15 protein-coding genes are annotated in these 16,472 nt (G+C 66.1%); 8 read left to right on the top strand and 7 right to left on the bottom strand.

Annotated elements, in window-relative coordinates; translation table 11 throughout:
• Nucleotides 1–692, bottom strand: a 692-nt coding sequence (locus ABD810_RS34735) for a transposase (RefSeq protein WP_486387632.1), incomplete at its 3' end; no start/stop codon positions are given.
• Nucleotides 671–1,054, bottom strand: coding sequence for a hypothetical protein (locus ABD810_RS34730; RefSeq protein ID WP_344950810.1), 384 nt, complete (start codon nucleotides 1,052–1,054; stop codon nucleotides 671–673). The genes ABD810_RS34730 and ABD810_RS34735, both read right to left, overlap by 22 nt.
• 1,691 nt (nucleotides 1,055–2,745) lie before the next feature.
• On the opposite strand from ABD810_RS34730, the gene ABD810_RS34725 reads away from it, so the two are divergent.
• Genes ABD810_RS34725 through ABD810_RS34715 form a run of 3 tightly spaced genes read left to right on the top strand, consistent with a single transcriptional unit; the run spans nucleotide 2,746 to nucleotide 4,017 of the window.
• On the top strand, nucleotides 2,746–3,087 hold the full coding sequence (locus ABD810_RS34725; RefSeq protein WP_344950808.1) for an ArsR/SmtB family transcription factor: 342 nt from the start codon (nucleotides 2,746–2,748) through the stop codon (nucleotides 3,085–3,087).
• A 6-nt stretch (nucleotides 3,088–3,093) separates the two neighbouring features.
• On the top strand, nucleotides 3,094–3,573 hold the full coding sequence (locus ABD810_RS34720) for an SRPBCC family protein (RefSeq protein WP_344950805.1): 480 nt from the start codon (nucleotides 3,094–3,096) through the stop codon (nucleotides 3,571–3,573).
• Between the two features lie 36 nt (nucleotides 3,574–3,609).
• Nucleotides 3,610–4,017 (top strand): VOC family protein, encoded by a 408-nt coding sequence (locus tag ABD810_RS34715; RefSeq protein ID WP_344950802.1) that lies wholly within the window; start codon nucleotides 3,610–3,612, stop codon nucleotides 4,015–4,017.
• A gap of 1,245 nt (nucleotides 4,018–5,262) precedes the next feature.
• Here ABD810_RS34715 and ABD810_RS34710 read toward each other — a convergent pair.
• The 5 genes from ABD810_RS34710 to ABD810_RS34690 all read right to left on the bottom strand — a co-directional run bounded on the left by ABD810_RS34710 (nucleotide 5,263) and on the right by ABD810_RS34690 (nucleotide 10,881).
• Nucleotides 5,263–5,733, bottom strand: a complete 471-nt coding sequence (locus ABD810_RS34710; protein WP_344950799.1) for a hypothetical protein — start codon at nucleotides 5,731–5,733, stop codon at nucleotides 5,263–5,265.
• Between the two features lie 232 nt (nucleotides 5,734–5,965).
• Entirely contained in the window at nucleotides 5,966–6,949 is a 984-nt protein-coding gene (locus ABD810_RS34705) for a glycoside hydrolase family 11 protein (RefSeq protein ID WP_344950796.1), read from the bottom strand.
• A 484-nt stretch (nucleotides 6,950–7,433) separates the two neighbouring features.
• The gene (locus ABD810_RS34700; RefSeq protein ID WP_344950793.1) at nucleotides 7,434–8,171 is read right to left on the bottom strand and encodes a succinate dehydrogenase/fumarate reductase iron-sulfur subunit; all 738 of its coding nucleotides are present in this window, start codon (nucleotides 8,169–8,171) and stop codon (nucleotides 7,434–7,436) included.
• A gap of 56 nt (nucleotides 8,172–8,227) precedes the next feature.
• Nucleotides 8,228–10,153 carry a fumarate reductase/succinate dehydrogenase flavoprotein subunit gene (locus ABD810_RS34695; protein WP_344950790.1) on the bottom strand — a complete coding sequence of 642 codons (1,926 nt, stop codon included), beginning with the start codon at nucleotides 10,151–10,153 and terminating at the stop codon, nucleotides 8,228–8,230.
• On the bottom strand, nucleotides 10,150–10,881 hold the full coding sequence (locus tag ABD810_RS34690; RefSeq protein WP_425567008.1) for a succinate dehydrogenase cytochrome b subunit: 732 nt from the start codon (nucleotides 10,879–10,881) through the stop codon (nucleotides 10,150–10,152). Before ABD810_RS34690 ends, ABD810_RS34695 begins: the two co-directional genes overlap by 4 nt.
• Before the next feature lie 232 nt (nucleotides 10,882–11,113).
• On the opposite strand from ABD810_RS34690, the gene ABD810_RS34685 reads away from it, so the two are divergent.
• From ABD810_RS34685 to ABD810_RS34665, 5 genes are all read left to right on the top strand, one after another.
• A complete protein-coding gene (locus ABD810_RS34685; RefSeq protein WP_344950785.1) occupies nucleotides 11,114–12,052 on the top strand; it encodes a LysR family transcriptional regulator in 939 nt (312 codons plus the stop codon).
• Nucleotides 12,053–12,201: 149 nt separating this feature from the next.
• The gene (locus ABD810_RS34680) at nucleotides 12,202–13,398 is read left to right on the top strand and encodes a PP2C family protein-serine/threonine phosphatase (RefSeq protein ID WP_344950782.1); all 1,197 of its coding nucleotides are present in this window, start codon (nucleotides 12,202–12,204) and stop codon (nucleotides 13,396–13,398) included.
• A complete protein-coding gene (locus ABD810_RS34675; protein WP_344950779.1) occupies nucleotides 13,395–14,984 on the top strand; it encodes a sensor histidine kinase in 1,590 nt (529 codons plus the stop codon). The genes ABD810_RS34680 and ABD810_RS34675 overlap by 4 nt, the downstream gene beginning before the upstream one ends.
• Nucleotides 14,977–15,426 carry a response regulator gene (locus ABD810_RS34670; RefSeq protein WP_344950776.1) on the top strand — a complete coding sequence of 150 codons (450 nt, stop codon included), beginning with the start codon at nucleotides 14,977–14,979 and terminating at the stop codon, nucleotides 15,424–15,426. The genes ABD810_RS34675 and ABD810_RS34670 overlap by 8 nt, the downstream gene beginning before the upstream one ends.
• A gap of 223 nt (nucleotides 15,427–15,649) precedes the next feature.
• Nucleotides 15,650–16,465: a hypothetical protein gene (locus tag ABD810_RS34665; protein WP_344950773.1), complete on the top strand. Its 816-nt coding sequence runs from the start codon at nucleotides 15,650–15,652 to the stop codon at nucleotides 16,463–16,465.
• The last annotated feature ends 7 nt before the right edge of the window (nucleotides 16,466–16,472 follow it).

Here is a 16,472-nt window from a genome sequence, read left to right as displayed (position 1 = left end):
GAGGTCTCACAAGCCGTTCTCTTCGCACGTCGCAAGCTCGGCGAATAGTTCAGAGAAGGCACCGGGACGAAGTGGTTGCGGCGAAACCATCCGATCTGGCCCTCCACGCCGCCCTTTTCGTGCGCGCCCTCGATACCGGGGCGGCAGTAGAAGCTTTCGATGCCGTAGTGAGAGCGAAACGCGGTCCAGCGTTCGGTCTCTACCCGCTGGCGTGAGAATCCCAGGATCTGGGCGACCGCGGCTTTGAGGTTGTCGTAGCGGATCTTGCCGAAGGGCACTCCGCCCAGCACGGTCAGAGCGTGGACGTGGCCCTCGAAGAACGCCTCCTGGCCGCAAGAGAGGAAAACCCGGTGCACCGCCTTACCGGAGTAGGACAGGCGCAAGCTGAACAGGTAACAGATCACCTGCTCCCCGGCCAGGCGCACCGTCACATCACCGAAATCGACCTCGGCCTCGGCGCCGGGGCGGTGGCTTTGGGCGATGAACGCCTCCACCGGCCCGCGACCTGCCTCGACGCGGATCTGCGGGCGCCTTTCAGCGACGTAACGGCGCACGATCCCATAAGAGACGTCCACCGCGCCGTGCTCATCGACCAGCCGGTCAAAGATTCTCGTTTCAGTGTGGCGCTGCTTTCGAGGGGCGTCCAAGTCCGCCAGGAGCATCGCGTCGATCAGCGGCTTGTAGACATCCAAACGGGTCGGCCGCGCGGACGGTTTTTACGTGGTTCGGGCCACGCCGACGTCATCGCCTTGGTCACCGTGGGATAGGACACCGAGTACTTGCGCATCGCGGCGCGGATCGACATCCCACCTCGCACGTCGCGTCGGATCGCCGCGTAGAGCTCAGTCTTGGACTGCGACGCATCGGGTCCCCTTTGCGGCGAGCAGCACTTTGATGCTCTCACCGCAAGGGCCAGGGTGTTGCCAAAACTCATCGACACGACATCGCTGTGATCAGGGGTGTTGCCGAGTTTCATCGACAAACGTTCCTCCTGGACGCGAACAAAACCAAGCAGTGCACCAACCTTCACCCCGGGCCACTGGAGGAGCTCCACAACCCCTGCCCGACACCACCACCGCCCAACGCGGCCACCACTCCGCTGGACGTGACCCCACCAAGGGAACCGAACTGACCGACAGGCCGGGAGCAGTGCACCAATCATCACCGGGGCCACTGGAGGTGCTCTACAACCCCCTGCCCGGCATCACCACCGTTGGATTCGGCCGCAAGTGGGGCCGAACTAGGTCGAGAGCAGACCCGAACTGGCCGACAGGCCGAGAGGGGCGGAGCTTGAGGAGGTGGGGACCCAGCGTCGTGAGAGCCGTTGCGGCTGAGGCGGTGGGTGGTGTGCTGGCCGGTGGCCGGAAGGGTGTGACTCGGCGTCGGCCTGTGCTTTGATATACGACCCTTTGATGCTTTGCCGGTGCCATCGAATCAGATGCGACTGGTCTTAGCCGGCTTGGTCGGGCTGTTCACTTTGCTGTCGAGCGAGGAGCGTATCGGTATTTCTTAGGACTGGAGAACCGTCAGATCCGGATGCGGTTCATCGTATGGTGTTCGCTGATTTCTTATTCTTAGTCCCAGGTGGTTCCGGCGGCGCGGGAGTAACCGTCCCAGGTGGTTCCGGCGGTGCGGGAGTACGAGTCCCAGGTGGTGCCGGCGGAGCGGGTGGAGATGGTGGAGTTCGTCATTTCTTTGTCTCTTTTCTTGAGGGCTGTGTATTTGTTCTCTCACAAACAACTCTGCGGCATTCACAACCCACAAACCAGATGAATGGACGGCAGCAAGCTGCGCGCCCGTGACCACTTCCTGCCACCCATACGCGTGACATGTCTCCGGCATCGCCAAGGCGCCGTCATCACCGCTGGCCAGGGCGTTCCCTGTCTGCGACACCGAGAGGGGGACGACGTCGGCACAGGGCCTCCGCCGACGTCGGCACAGGGCCTCCCGTGTCCATCGGGAGCTACACGACAGCCGCCACGTCATCCCTGAAAGGCAGGCCGGACCCGTCCGACTCGGAGTCGGGCTCACGCGGGACCGGAGGGGGCCGGGTAGCGGAAGGCGGGGCCGTGGTCGTCCCGGGTTCGGCTGGGCCGATGGGGCACGGGCGTGGGACCGGCTGGTGTGTCGGTGTGGCCGGTCGGCCAGGGAGGCGGGTCTCGGCGTCGGAGACTCGTCCGGGAATCGACGTTTGATGCTTTGCCGGTGCCATCGAATCAGATGCGAATGGTCTTAGCCGGCGCGTCGGGGATCACTCATGTGCTGTGGAGCGGATGTGCTTTTCAGTTGTTCACCGGGGCCCGGGATGTCATCCCGGATTACATTTGGTGCGTCGTTTCGGATTCGGCGGTTCGTATTCTTAGTCCCAGGTGGTGCCGGCGGCGCGGGAGTAACCGTCCCAGGTGGTTCCGGCGGTGCGGGAGTACGAGTCCCAGGTGGTGCCGGCGGAGCGGGTGGAGATGGTGGAGTTCGTCATTTCTTCGTCTCTTTTCTTGAGGGCTGTGTATTTGTTCTCGCACAAACAACTCTGCGGCATTCACAACCCACGAACCAGATGAATGGACGGCAGCAAGCTGCGCGCCCGTGACCACTTCCTGCCACCCGGATACGCGACATTCAGCGACGGCCGACATCACCCCTGATGGAGGCATCCACCTCATCCAGGCCCCGCGTGATCACGCTTGACAGCTCGCACGAAGCCCCTGTATAAAACCATCAGGTTATTAAACTGAAGGGTTATAAAGCATGAGTCCGGACCTGCTCGACGCGACGTTCGCCGCGCTGGCCGATCCGACGCGCCGGGCGATCCTCGCCCGGCTGGCGTCAGGAGAGGCCACGGTGACGGAGCTGGCGGCGCCGTTCCACATGAGCCAGCCGGCGGTGTCCAAGCACCTCAAGGTGCTGGAGCGCGCCGGCCTCATCTCCCGCGGCCGCGACGCTCAACGGCGGCCGTGCCGGCTGGAGGCGCGCCCGCTCAAGGCCGCCACCGACTGGCTCGAGAACTACCGGGACTACTGGGAGGACAGCTACCAGCGCCTCGACGCCCTGCTCGACGAGCTCAAGGGCGAAGAGCCCTCCAAGGGATAGGCGCTCATGAACGACCCCCAAGCCCTGAGCGTGACGACGCCGGGCGACCGGGCGATCGTACTGACCCGGACCTTCGAAGCGCCCCGCCACCTGGTGTTCGACGCGTGGAGCAAGCCCGAGTTGCTCAAGCGCTGGCTCGGAGCGCGCGGCTGGAACCTGGTCGTCTGCGAAGTCGACCTGCGCGTCGGCGGGAGCTGGCGCTTCGTGTCTCGTGGCCCCGACGGCACGGACATGGGCCATGGCGGTGTGTACCTCGAGATCGTGCCACCCGGCCGCCTGGTCTACACCGAATTGTTCGACGACCAGTCCTACCCTGGAAGGTCACTGGTCACCCACGAATTCGCCGAGCACGACGGCAGGACCACGCTGACCAGCACGGTGCTGTACTCGACGCGGGAGGGCCGGGACACCGTACTCCGCTATCCCATGGCCCGCGGCGTCGCAGAGGGCTACGCCCGGCTCGCCGAGTTGCTCCGGTCCCGCTGACCACCGACAAATCACAGCAAAGAAGTGGAGACATCCATGAATTGGACGCTGGAAGTGGTCATCGTCCCGGTATCGGACGTTGACCGCGCCAAGGCGTTTTACGCCGATCAACTCGGCTTCGCCGTCGACCACGACACCAGAGCCGGCGACGAGGTGCGCATCGTCCAGTTGACCCCTCCGGGGTCGGGCTGCTCCATCGTCATAGGGAAGGGAGTCGCCCCCGACATGCCGCCAGGCTCGCTCCAGGGCCTGCAACTCGTGGTCTCCGACATCCACAAGGCGCGGGCCCAGCTCGTGGAACGCGGGGTGGAGGTCAGCGAGGTCCAGGTCCTCGGCGAGAATCCCCGGCCTGTACCGAACGCTCTCGACAACGTCGGGTTCGTCTTCTTCAGCGACCCGGACGGCAACCGCTGGGGCGTACAGCAGATATCCACGCGGGGATAGGCACCGTCCCGTAGATCCCCGCGGCACGTGGACCGGTGAGGACCGGGCACCTTCGGCCCGAGGAGGGCACGGGTGAGTAACACCAGGTCAGGCACCACCCGAGGGAATAGCGCATACGCAGCCATGTGAGTGCCGGACGCCGACCGGCCGTCGACGGCGGTCGGGTCAGTGCATGAGACCTTCCCCTGGCATGACCGTGTCACGGTCTCCAGCGGGTGTCAGCAAGAGGTGAGCGGCGAGAGTGCCGGCGCGGCGGGCCGCTGTACGGGGTGATCGGGCCGGTCGGGCCTTGAGGGAGATGCCTCGGCGTTGACCTGGCCGCCGCGATGTGCGCCGGTGCCATCGAATCGATATGGATGGTCTCAGCCGGCTGGGTGAAGCTTGTCTGTACTGTCGAGCCGTGTTCTTTTGTATTGGGTTCGATAAGCGGTTACGCGGGTTGGTCGCGATTCTTAGTCCCAGGTGGTGCCGGCGGCGCGGGAGTAACCGTCCCAGGTGGTTCCGGCGGCGCGGGAGTACGAGTCCCAGGTGGTGCCGGCGGAGCGGGTGGAGATGGTGGAGTTCGTCATTTCTTCGTCTCTTTCTTGAGGGCTGTGTATTTGTTCTCGCACAAACAACTCTGCGGGAATCACAACCCACGAACCAGACGAATGGGCGGCAGCAAGCTGCGCGCCGGTGACCACTTCCTGCCACCCGGATACGCGACATTCCCCGACGGCCGACGTCCCTGCTGGTGACGTGGCCACCACCGGGCTCTCGTCCATGGCGGGTGCGCGGAGAGCTCGGCGTTTCTGGAGGAAGAACCTCCTGCGGATGTGGCCGTAGACCGTTGAGGCGCGCACGTCGGCGGCGCTCCGGGGCCGGACGACGTGGTCGAGGAAGAGACCCTTCAGGTGACCGGTGTGGCGCACGGCCACCTGGATGACGAAGTCGTCGCCGCCGGTCACCACGATCGGCGGCGAGGACTTTCGTGCTATTCCGCGGGCCCCCTGGGCCCGCGATCGGCCGTTGAGCGCCTTACGGGAAGACACCTGCCACTGCGCTGGTACTCCGTATTTTAAAGGCTATCAGCATGGTCGGCCAGAGCCATTCTCACCGGATGAGATAACGCAAGAGAATAGGTTGCCTCACCCTTTCCTGAGCGGATTCCCATTTCGGAACCAGGGCATGGCGAGTAATCACCCAGGATGGTGGAAAGTGCCGTCCCGACGATTGATGACCGCCGGACGTCGCGCCTGTGGCGGCTCAAGGCCTGCGGGTCGAATCCATGATCCAGTTGGTGATCCAGGTCTTCTCGCCGTCCACGGAGAACGCCTGCTCCCAGCGGGCGGAGTCCGCGGTGATGCCCGACCAGATGTAGCGCACGCGGATGTCCTTGCCGACGAGGGTGTCGTCCCCGTAGAACTCGCCCCGCCCGTCGACGAACCGGCCGACGACGGGCGTGGTCAGCTTGCCGTCACGGCTGTTGACCCAGTACAGGGACCATTCCTCGCGTTCGGGGTCGTACAGCCGCAGGGTGAGGCCGCCGAAGCCCTTGGTGGGGAACTCGATCTCGTCGAAGTTCGCCCCGCCCTCGAAATGACGGGAGGCGCGGCTGACGGCCGGGAACTCCTCCCACTCGGTCGCTTCCTCGTAGAAGCACGTTTCCTGGAGAAAGTCCGTCCGCCGCCGGTTGGTGACGTCCCAGGTGCCGGTGTAGAAGTCGAAATCGTTCATGAGCGGTCTCCTTCACTGCCTCGGGGGGTGCGATCAGGCACGCAGGCCGGGAAGCCATGCCTGGACCGTAGGGCCACACCACTGACGCCTTGTGTCAGTGAAGGAGAGCCGGTTCGGCCGCCTCGGCAAGGTGGCGAGGGAGATCACCACCGCCGGAAGGCCGGCTGAGGCAGTGCGGCGCGGCGGCCATGGGCCGCCGCGCCACAGGTGCGGTGTTCCGGGTGCTGGAAGGTCAGCCCGCGCTGCAGGAGATGCTCGGCCAGTTCGTGTTCCCACTGTGCTGGACGGTGATGCCGAAGGAGTTGCCGGCACCGTTCGGGCGCGCCGTCACGGTGTTCCCGCTGGTGCTGACACTGGCGTTCCAGGAGTTCTGCAGCGTCTGGCCGCTCCCAAGCGTGATCGTGACGGTCCAGTTGCTGGCGCCCGAGACGTTGGCCGTCAGGTTGAAGCGGTCGGACCACTGCTGACCCTGGCTCCAGCTGGCCGAGCAGCCACCGCCAGTGGGCGGAGGCGTGGTCGGGTTGCCGGAGCCGCCGATCGTGATGTTGGAGCTTCCGCTGCTCTGGTAGCCCTCGGTCGCCATGATCATGTAGTCATGGTTGCCCAGGCTCATGCCGGCACGAGACCATGCGTCGAAGTGGTTGCCCGCGTTGATGGTGCCACCGGTCTTCTTCTGCTGGCGGACGCTCCAGTACTGGTTGAACGTCCTGGTGCCCTCGATGGACGGGGCGTTGTACCGCGTCGTCTGGTAGATGTCGTACGTCCCACCGTCGCTGGTGACCGTGCCCTTGAAGGTTCCGGTGGGCCGGTAGGTGCCCCAGTTGTCGACGATGTAGTACTCCACGAGCGGGTTCCTCGTCCACCCGTAGAGGGTCAGGTACGCGTTGCCGGACGGGTTGAAGCTCCCCGAGTAGGTGACGGTCCGACGCCCCCCAGGGTTCCAGCCCTTACCGGCGACGAAGTTCCCGGTGTTGCGCCATGAGGTGCTGTAGTTGCCGCCGGATCCCAATTCCATGGAGACCGACCCCTGACTGTCGGTCCAGAACGAGTAGAAGTAGCCGTTATTAGTGCCGGTCTGATTGGTGGTTATGGCCGCGTTGGCGATGCCGGGCAGCATCGTTATGACCGCGACCAGCACTACGGCGCAGGCACGGCCGACGAGCCGTATCGTCTGGCCACGTCTGCGGCTGTACGGGTGGGCGGGGCCCTCGTTCATGTGCGTGCTTCCTTCTCGGGAAGGCCGGCCGGGAGGCCGGGCAGCGTGAGACAAACCCGGTAGGGCTGTCGGCGGCACAGAGGTGACGGCCCGCCGCGCGCAGACGTCGTACACGCGGCGGGGTAGCCGGTCGTCGTGCGATCGACGACCGGTGGACCAGGTCGTGGCGGGTGACCCGGATCGAGGGCCGATGAGGTCCGTCGATGGCGAAATTATGTGACTGACGCTTCTGACTGTCAATAACTTTCAGAAATATATCGGAAACTTGATCTTGATGAGAGTTTTTCCAAAGGGGTATCTAGCCTGTTCAGCGAGTTGGACCTATTGATCTCGCCGACAGGCACTTCGATGAAAGCCTCTGACTAATGATCAGATCAAAGCCACCACCGCCGAAAGTTTCAGATAACTTTCGGTGATGTTGCGTAGAGTGTGCTGAAACAGGTGAGGCCCATGCCGTGCGGCATGGGCCTCATAAGACAGGGCGTTATCTGGCGGCCTTGAGGTAGTCGCGGTTCATCTGGCCGATGACGTCCAGCGAGATGCCCTTGGGGCAGACCGCGGTGCATTCGCCGGTGTTGGTGCAGCCGCCGAAGCCTTCGAGGTCCATCTGTTCCACCATCGCCACGGCACGCGCGTCGCGCTCGGGCTGGCCCTGCGGGAGCAGACCCAGGTGGGTGATCTTGGCAGCGGTGAACAGGGACGCCGAGCCGTTGGGGCAGGCCGCCACGCAGGCGCCGCAGCCGATGCAGGTCGCCGCGTCGAAGGCGTCGTCCGCGTCGTCCTTCTTGACCGGGAGGCTGTGCGCGTCCGGAGCCGAGCCCGCGGGCACGGAGATGAAGCCGCCGGCCTGGATGATGCGGTCGAAGGAGCCGCGGTCGACGACGAGGTCCTTGACCACGGGGAAGGGGGCCGCCCGCCAGGGCTCGATGGTGATCGTCGCGCCGTCCTCGAAGTGGCGCATGTGGAGCTGGCAGGTCGTGGTGGCCCGCTGCTCGCCGTGGGCCACACCGTTGATGACCATGCCGCACATGCCGCAGATGCCCTCGCGGCAGTCGTGGTCGAAGGCGATGGGGTCGTCGCCTTCGAGGATGAGCCGTTCGTTCAGGACGTCCAGCATCTCCAGGAAGGACATGTCCGGCGACACGTCCTTAACCTGATAAGTCATCATCCGTCCGCTGTCGGCGGGGCCGTTCTGCCGCCAGACCTTCAGGGTGAGGTTCATGGGTTCCGCTTACCGTTCCTCGGTCGCCGTACGGGGCTCTTCGTGGCCGACCGCGCTCACTTGTAGCTCCGCTGGGTCATCTTGACGTATTCGTATTCGAGCTCTTCCTTGTGCAGCACCGGCGCCCCGTCAGGGCTGTACTCCCAGGCGGCCACGTACGCGAAGTTCTCGTCGTCGCGGAGCGCCTCGCCGTCCTCGGTCTGCGACTCGGCCCGGAAGTGGCCTCCGCACGACTCGGTGCGGTGCAGCGCGTCCAGGCACATCAGCTCGGCGAGGTCGAAGAAGTCCGCGACCCGGCCGGCCCGCTCCAGCGCCTGGTTGAGGCCCTCCTCGTCGCCGGACACCTTGACGTTGGACCAGAACTCCTCGCGCAGTTCCGGGATGCGCTCCATGGCCTTGCGCAGGCTCTCCTCGGTGCGCTCCATGCCGCAGTACTCCCACATGAGCTTGCCCAGCTCACGGTGGTAGGAGTCGGCCGTGCGGGTGCCGTCGACCGACAGCAGCCGGCCGATCTTGCCGGTGACCTGGCCGAGCGCCTCGTCGACGCTCTCCTGGTCGACCTCCCCGAAGGGGCCGTTCGCCAGATAGTCGCCGAGGGTGGTGGGGAGCACGAAGTAGCCGTCGGCGAGGCCCTGCATCAGGGCCGAGGCGCCCAGCCGGTTGGCGCCGTGGTCGGAGAAGTTGGCCTCCCCGATCACGAACAGGCCGGGGATCGTCGACTGCAGGTCGTAGTCCACCCACAGGCCGCCCATCGTGTAGTGGACGGCCGGGTAGATGCGCATGGGCCGGGTGTAGGGGTCCTCGCCGGTGATGCGCTCGTACATCTCGAAGAGGTTGCCGTACTTCTGCTCGACCGCCTCCCGGCCGAGGCGGCCGATCGCGTCGGCGAAGTCCAGGTAGACGCCCAGCCCGCCGGGCCCGACGCCGCGTCCCTCGTCGCACACGTTCTTGGCCGCCCGGGAGGCGATGTCGCGCGGCACCAGGTTGCCGAAGGCGGGATAAATCCGTTCTAGGTAGTAATCGCGCTCGTCCTCTGGAATGTCGCTCGGCACCCGGTCGTCGCCCTTGCGCAGCGGCACCCATACCCGGCCGTCGTTCCGCAGCGACTCCGACATCAGCGTCAGCTTCGACTGGTACTCGCCGCTGACCGGGATGCAGGTCGGGTGGATCTGCGTGTAGCAGGGATTGCCGAAGTAGGCCCCGCGCTGGTGCGCCCTCCAGATCGCCGTGGTGTTGCAACCCTTGGCGTTGGTCGACAGGAAGAACACGTTGCCGTACCCGCCGGTCGCCAGGACCACGGCGTCGGCGAGGTGCGTCTCGATCTCGCCGGTCACCAGGTCGCGGACGATGACGCCGCGCGCCCGGCCGTCGCTGATGACCAGATCGAGCATCTCGTGACGTGTGTGCATCTCGACGGTCCCGGCCGCGATCTGGCGCTCCAGCGCCTGGTACGCACCCAGCAGAAGCTGCTGGCCCGTCTGCCCGCGCGCGTAGAACGTACGGGAGACCTGCGCGCCGCCGAAGGAACGGGTGTCGAGCAGGCCGCCGTACTCGCGGGCGAAGGGCACGCCCTGGGCCACGGCCTGGTCGATGATGTTCACGCTCACCTGGGCGAGCCGGTAGACGTTCGACTCGCGGGCACGGAAGTCGCCGCCCTTGACGGTGTCGTAGAACAGCCGGTGGATCGAGTCACCGTCGCCGCGGTAGTTCTTGGCCGCGTTGATCCCGCCCTGCGCGGCGATCGAGTGCGCGCGCCGGGGCGAGTCCTGGTAGCAGAACGACTTGACCTTGTAGCCCAGTTCACCGAGGGTCGCGGCGGCCGATCCCCCGGCCAGCCCGGTGCCGACCACGATGACGTTGAGCTTGCGCTTGTTGGCCGGGTTGACCAGCTTGGCCGAGAAGCGGCGCTTGTCCCAGCGCTCCTCGATCGGCCCCTCGGGGGCCTTCGCGTCGCGAATCGGCTCGCCGATCGTGTAGTTCACTTCACTGCTCCGATCATCACGGCGATGGGGACGGCGACGAAGCCGAGGACCAGCAGGGTGGAGAAGACCGCGGCGAAGAGGTTCAGGGTGCGGCGCCGGCCGCCGCTGGTCAGGCCGAGCGTCTGGAACGCGCTCCACAGGCCGTGGCGCAGGTGCAGGCCCACCATGACCAGGGCCACAAGGTAGAAGGCCGTCACCCACCAGCGCGAGGGGTCGAAACCGGCCACGACGCGGTCGTAGGGCGTGGCGCCGAAGCCCTTGGGGTTGACCGTCCCGAAGGTCAGGTCGAGCAGGTGCCAGATGACGAAGAGCACGATGATCACGCCGCCGTACCGCATGGTGCGCACGACGTACCCGCTTGCCTGCGACTTCCTCCTGGCGACGTACTTCACCGGCCGGGCTTTGGACGCGCGGCGGGCCAGCGAGACCGCCGACCACATGTGCAGCGCCACCGCGCCGGCCAGCACGATCTCGGTGAGGGTCAGCACGGTCCTGGCGGGCACCGCGGGCTCACCGACGGTGCGCAGCCACTCGGCGTACGAGTTGAAGGACTCCGCACCGAGGAAGATCTTCAGGTTGCCCACCATGTGAGCGATGAGGAAGAGCACGAGCACGGCCCCGGTCACCGCCATGACGGCCTTCTTGCCGTTGGAGGTCCTGAAGAAGCCCCGGAGTCCCGGAGACCTCCCCGGCGCCGGCGTCTTCGGGGGCGTGGCGCGGGGCGTCACCACTGCGGTGGCCGCACCTCGGTCGATCGTCGATGTCACGTCTTCGGACGCTAGATACCAAAGCTCCAAGCGTCCAAGTCATGTGATGCCTGGTTCCGATAGCCAATGGCTATAACCATGGCTCCGTACGGCTCGGGGGCCGAACGGCGGCACGCGGATGCGAGCAATCTCACAATGCGGACAGCCCGGCGCGCCGCAGACGCGCGGCGGCGGTCACCGTACGCTGTGAGACGTGCAGCTACAGCAACTCGCCTCGTTCGTCGCTGTGGCCGAGACCTCCCACTTCACGCACGCGGCCGAGCGGATGCGGGTCGCCCAGCCGTCGCTGAGCAAGCAGATCAAGTCCCTGGAGACCGAGCTCGGCGCGCCCCTGTTCAGCCGTGCCCGGGGCAACGTGACCCTGACCCCCGCGGGTGAGGCGCTGCTGCCTCTCGCACGCCGCATGCTCGCCGACGCCGACACGGCCCGGCGCGAGGTGGCCGAGCTGGCCGGGCTCCGCCGGGGGCGGGTGCGACTCGGCGCCACACCTTCTCTTTGCGCGGGGCTGCTGGCGGACGCGCTGGCGCGCTTCCACCTCGACTATCCCGGCATCGACCTGCTGGTCGAGGAGGGCGGATCGCGCGATCTCGTACGTGACCTCGCCAGGGGCCAGCTCGACCTGGCGTTGATCATCCTGCCGCTGCACAGCAGCGATCCGTCGCTGATCACCGAGGAGATCCTGCAGGAGAGCCTCGTCGTGGCGTCCCCCACCGCGACGCGCGTGCGCAAGCCGTACATCCGGATCGACGAGCTGCGCGGCCGGCCGCTGGTGATGTTCCGCCGGGGGTACGACCTGCGGGACGCGACGCTGAGCGCGTGCCGCCAGGCCGGGTTCGAGCCGCGCTTCGCGGTCGAGGGCGGCGAGATGGACGCGGTGCTGCGCTTCGTCGAGGCGGGGCTCGGAGTCGCGGTGGTGCCCTCGATGGTCCTCGACGGCCGGCCGGGCCTGTCGGGCACTCCACTCGCCCCTCCAGGGCTACGTAGAACAATCGCCCTGGCTCACCGCAAAGACGTCGAACCGACCAGGGCCGCCCAAGCCTTCCGCGCTACGCTTCTTTCCTATCTGTCCGAAGCCGCCGAGGAGGGAACGCTGCCGCAGGGTGTCGGGTTGGCCGGCTTACCGGCCCGGTAACCTGCATGGTTACTGGTCAGTACCGCAGTGGCATTTCATATGGTTCATACCCCTAAGTCACGGTTTCGTACATTCATGCGTCTGGACGACTTTCGCTATATGGTGCAGGGCAACAGGCAAGGTCAACCACCACTTCACAAGAGGCACCTGTGACCGCGCTCTCGCCCGGCATGCCGGAGGCGCCGACCGAGATGCAGACCATCCTCCTCATCGAGGACGACGCGGGTGACGCGTTCCTAGTTGAGGAGCTGCTGGCGACAGCGGCGACGCCTCCCAAGATCATCTGGGCGCGCAGTCTGGCCGAGAGCCGCGACCGGCTGACCTCCGAGGTGCAGTGCGTGGTGGTCGATCTCTCCCTGCCCGACGCCACCGGTCTGGAGGCGCTGCGGCAGGTGCTCGCGATGGCGCCCAACACCGCCGTGCTCGTGCTCACCGGCCTCAACGACGCCCACGTGGGGGTCGAGGCCGTCGCCGCCGGCGCGCAGGACTACTTGGTCAAACAGGACGTCGACGAACGGCTGCTCGCGCGCGCCATCAGCTACGCCATCGAGCGCAAGCGCGCCGATCTCGCCCAGCGCAACCTGGCCGACGCCCAGCACCTCAGCCGTGAGAACGCCCGGCTCGAGCACGGCCTGCTGCCCGTGCCCATGCTCAAGAAGGAGCTCGAACGAGACGGGCTGCAGCACCAGGCGCGTTATCTGCCCGGACGCAGGCAGGCCCTGCTCGCGGGCGACTTCTGGGACACCATTCAGACTCCCGACGGCGCCGTGCACGTCGTCATCGGTGACGTCTGCGGCCACGGCCCCGACGAGGCGGCGCTGGGCGTCGCCCTCCGCATCGCCTGGCGCACCCTGGTCCTCGCCGGCCACCAGGGCAACGAACTGCTGACGACGCTCGACAAGGTGCTGCGCAACGAGCGCAAGTCACCGGAGATCTTCACGACCATGTGCATGGTCACGATCGAGGAGGACCTTCGCCAGGCCCGGCTCCACGTGGTCGGGCATCCGCCGCCGCTGCTCGTACGCGGCGGGGTCGACGGCGGCGTCCTCGACATCGTGCCCGGTACCCCTTCCGGGCCACCGCTGGGCATCTTCAACGACGTCGACTGGACCACGATCGACCTGGAGCTCGGCGACGACTGGTCGATGCTCCTCTACACCGACGGGCTGATCGAGGCCACGGTGGGCGGCGGCCCCGACCTGCTCGGCACCGAAGGGCTCATCCGGCTGATCCGCGAGCAGGGTGAGATCGACCTCGACCGCATCATCACCGCCGTGCAGGAAATGCACAGGGATGCCCTCAGCGATGACCTCGCCGCCGTGCTCGTCGGCCGGAGGGCCCGGTGACCGACCCCCTTCCACCGCCCGCGCCGCTGCCCTCGCCCGCGCCGCCGAGCGGCTTCGGGCGGCTTCCCCTCGGACGATGGTTCCTCATCGCCGGGATGACGACCGCGCTGATCTTCGTATTGGCCGGAGGGCTCACGATCGCGACGATCAACCAGTTACGGCTCGCCCGCGAGTCCGTCGTCGACGTGATCGACCCGGCCGTCCTCGGCACCCTGGAGGCCGCGACGGCCCTGTCCACCCAGGAAAGCTCCATCCGCACCTACGGGCGCACGAACGAGGCCCAGTACCTCCAGGACTACAAGGCCGGTCTGCAGGGCGAGAAGATCGCGATCGCGAAGCTGACCAGGCTGATGGCCCAGATACCCGACCGGGAGAGCAAGGCCGATCTCGTACGCCTGGTGGAGACCTCCGCCGCCTGGCGCCGCGACTACGCCGAAGTGGTGATCGCCAAGGTGCCGACGCTGAAGAAGCAGACGGCCACCGCCTACGCCCCGATCAACAGCCGGCGCTACACCGCCGTACGGGCCGCGCTCTCGGCGCAGCAGGACGATCTGAGCCGCATGCACGACACCGGCAGCATCCGTATAGAAGAGGGCTGGCGGACCTTCTACTTCGTGCTGAGCCTGCTCGCACTCGTCTTCGTGGGCGCCGCGGTGACCTTCACCCTCATCGTCAGGTACATCGTGCTGCGGCCGATATCCCAGCTCACCCAGCAGGTCAGGGCCGTGGCCCTCGGCGACTTCGACCGTACGCTGCAGGTGGACCGCCCGGCCGAGCTGGCGGAGCTGTCCGGCCGGGTCGACGCCATGCGCGGGCGGATACTGCGCGAGTGGCGCCGCGCCGCCGACGCCCAGCGTCTGCTCTCGGAACAGGCGGCGGAGCTGCGCCGGTCCAACGCCGAGCTGGAGCAGTTCGCCTACGTCGCCAGCCACGACCTGCAGGAGCCGCTCCGCAAGGTCGCGAGCTTCACGCAGATGCTGGACCAGAGGTACGGAGACCAGCTCGACGAGCGCGCCAAGCAGTACGTCACCTTCGCGGTGGACGGGGCCAAGCGCATGCAGCTGCTGATCAACGACCTGCTCGACCTCTCACGCGTCGGGCGTCTAGGCGGCGAGAAGGCCTCCACGGACGTCCAGAAGGTGCTGGAGACCGCGATCGGGAACCTGTCGGCGCAGATCGAGGACACCGACGCCATCGTGACCCACGACGACCTCCCTTCGGTCTTCGGAAACAAGGTGCTGCTCACCCAGCTCTTCCAGAACCTCATCGGGAATGCCTTGAAGTTCCGCACCAATGAGCCGCCGCGCGTCCACATCTCCGCGCAGGACCAGGGCGACATGTGGGAGTTCGCGTGCGCGGATAACGGCATCGGCGTTGATACCAAGTACGCTGACCGAATCTTCCTGATATTTCAGCGCCTGCATCCACGAGACGTCTATCCCGGAACCGGCATCGGCTTGGCGTTGTGCAGGAAGATCGTCGAGTATCACGGTGGGAAGATCTGGCTGGAGGACCTTGATCCCGGACGGTCAGGCACGACCTTCCGATGGACCTTGCCCGCGATCCCTGGAGAAACGCATGGATGACTACCGCTTCATCGACGTCCTTCTCGTGGAGGACGACCCAGGGGACGTCCTGCTGACCAAAGAGGCCTTCGAGCACAACAAGGTCCAGAACAAGCTGCACGTCGTCAGCGACGGCGAGCAGGCCATCGCCTTCCTGCGCCAGGAGGGTGAGTACAGCGACGTGCCCAGGCCCGACCTGATCCTGCTCGACCTCAACCTGCCCCGTAAGGACGGCAGGGAGGTCCTGGAGGACATCAAGGCCGACGCCGACCTCCGCAGCATCCCGGTGGTCGTGCTCACGACCTCGGAGGCCGAAGAGGACATCCTGAAGAGCTATCATCTGCATGCGAACGCGTATGTGGCCAAGCCAGTGGACTTCGACCAGTTCATTAGGGTGGTTCGCCAGATCGACGACTTCTTCGTGACGGTCGTCAAACTGCCAAGAACGGGTCAACGTTCCTGAGCCTGACTGGTACGTGACAGGAATCACACCAGGTCAGTCGAAAAAGTGAGTGACCGTTCTCACACATAGGTATCGCACCGTCGTAACGTAGACCCCCACCGGCACGCGCGCGGCTGTGTGACCGGCGCGAAACCACAACGCGCGCGGCACCCAGCCAAATGTGAAAGCCCGGACCCCGCACCTATGAGGCGAGGGGGGTCCGCGGGAGGTGGAGAGTTCTCCGATGACCCAGACAACGGCCGGCCGGCCGACCAGTGAACCGGCGCAGAGAAAGCAGCGAGCCCAGATCAAGGCCCGCACCCTGCGTACGGACCGATGGTGGTTGGCCCCGGCTATCACATTCGCGGCGCTCACGTCGTTTCTCGTCTACGGCCTGTGGGCGATCTTCGACACGAATTACTTCATCGAGCCCTATATCGCCCCGTTCTCGTCGCCCTGTCTCGCGACGTCCTGTCCCGAGGGGGCGCGGTTCCTCGGGCTCGCCCCCTTCGGCGACTGGTGGAAGCTGCCGCCCGGCATCCTGATCCTCGGCTTGCCGGCCGGGTTCCGCTTCACCTGTTACTACTACCGCAAGGGCTACTACCGCGCGTTCTGGCTGTCGCCGCCGGCCTGTTCGGTCTCCGAGCCGCACAAGAAGTACACCGGAGAGACCCGCCTGCCGCTGATCATGCAGAACGTGCACCGCTACTTCTTCTACGGCGCCATCCTCATCGCGGGTGTGCTGACCTGGGACGCGGTCCTGGCTCTGCGCGACGCCCACGGCAACTGGGGTCACTTCGGCCTCGGGACGGCCATCCTGTGGATCAACGTGGTGCTGATCTGGGCGTACACGCTGAGCTGCCACTCCTGCCGCCACATCACGGCCGGCCGGCTCAACCACTTCTCCAAGCACCCCGTGCGCTACAAGATGTGGACCTTCGTCTCGAAGCTCAACTCGAGGCACATGCTGCTGGCCTGGCTCTCCATGTACTCCGTGATGCTGGCGGACCTCTACGTGCGGCTCGTCTCCAAGGGCATCATCAACTTCCCGTTCGCTTAAGGATCAC

This window comes from Sphaerisporangium flaviroseum (assembly GCF_039537005.1).
GTDB classification, from domain to species: domain Bacteria; phylum Actinomycetota; class Actinomycetes; order Streptosporangiales; family Streptosporangiaceae; genus Sphaerisporangium; species Sphaerisporangium flaviroseum.
Note: the sequence above shows the minus strand (reverse complement) of the source record. Positions and strands in the feature narration are given on the sequence as shown.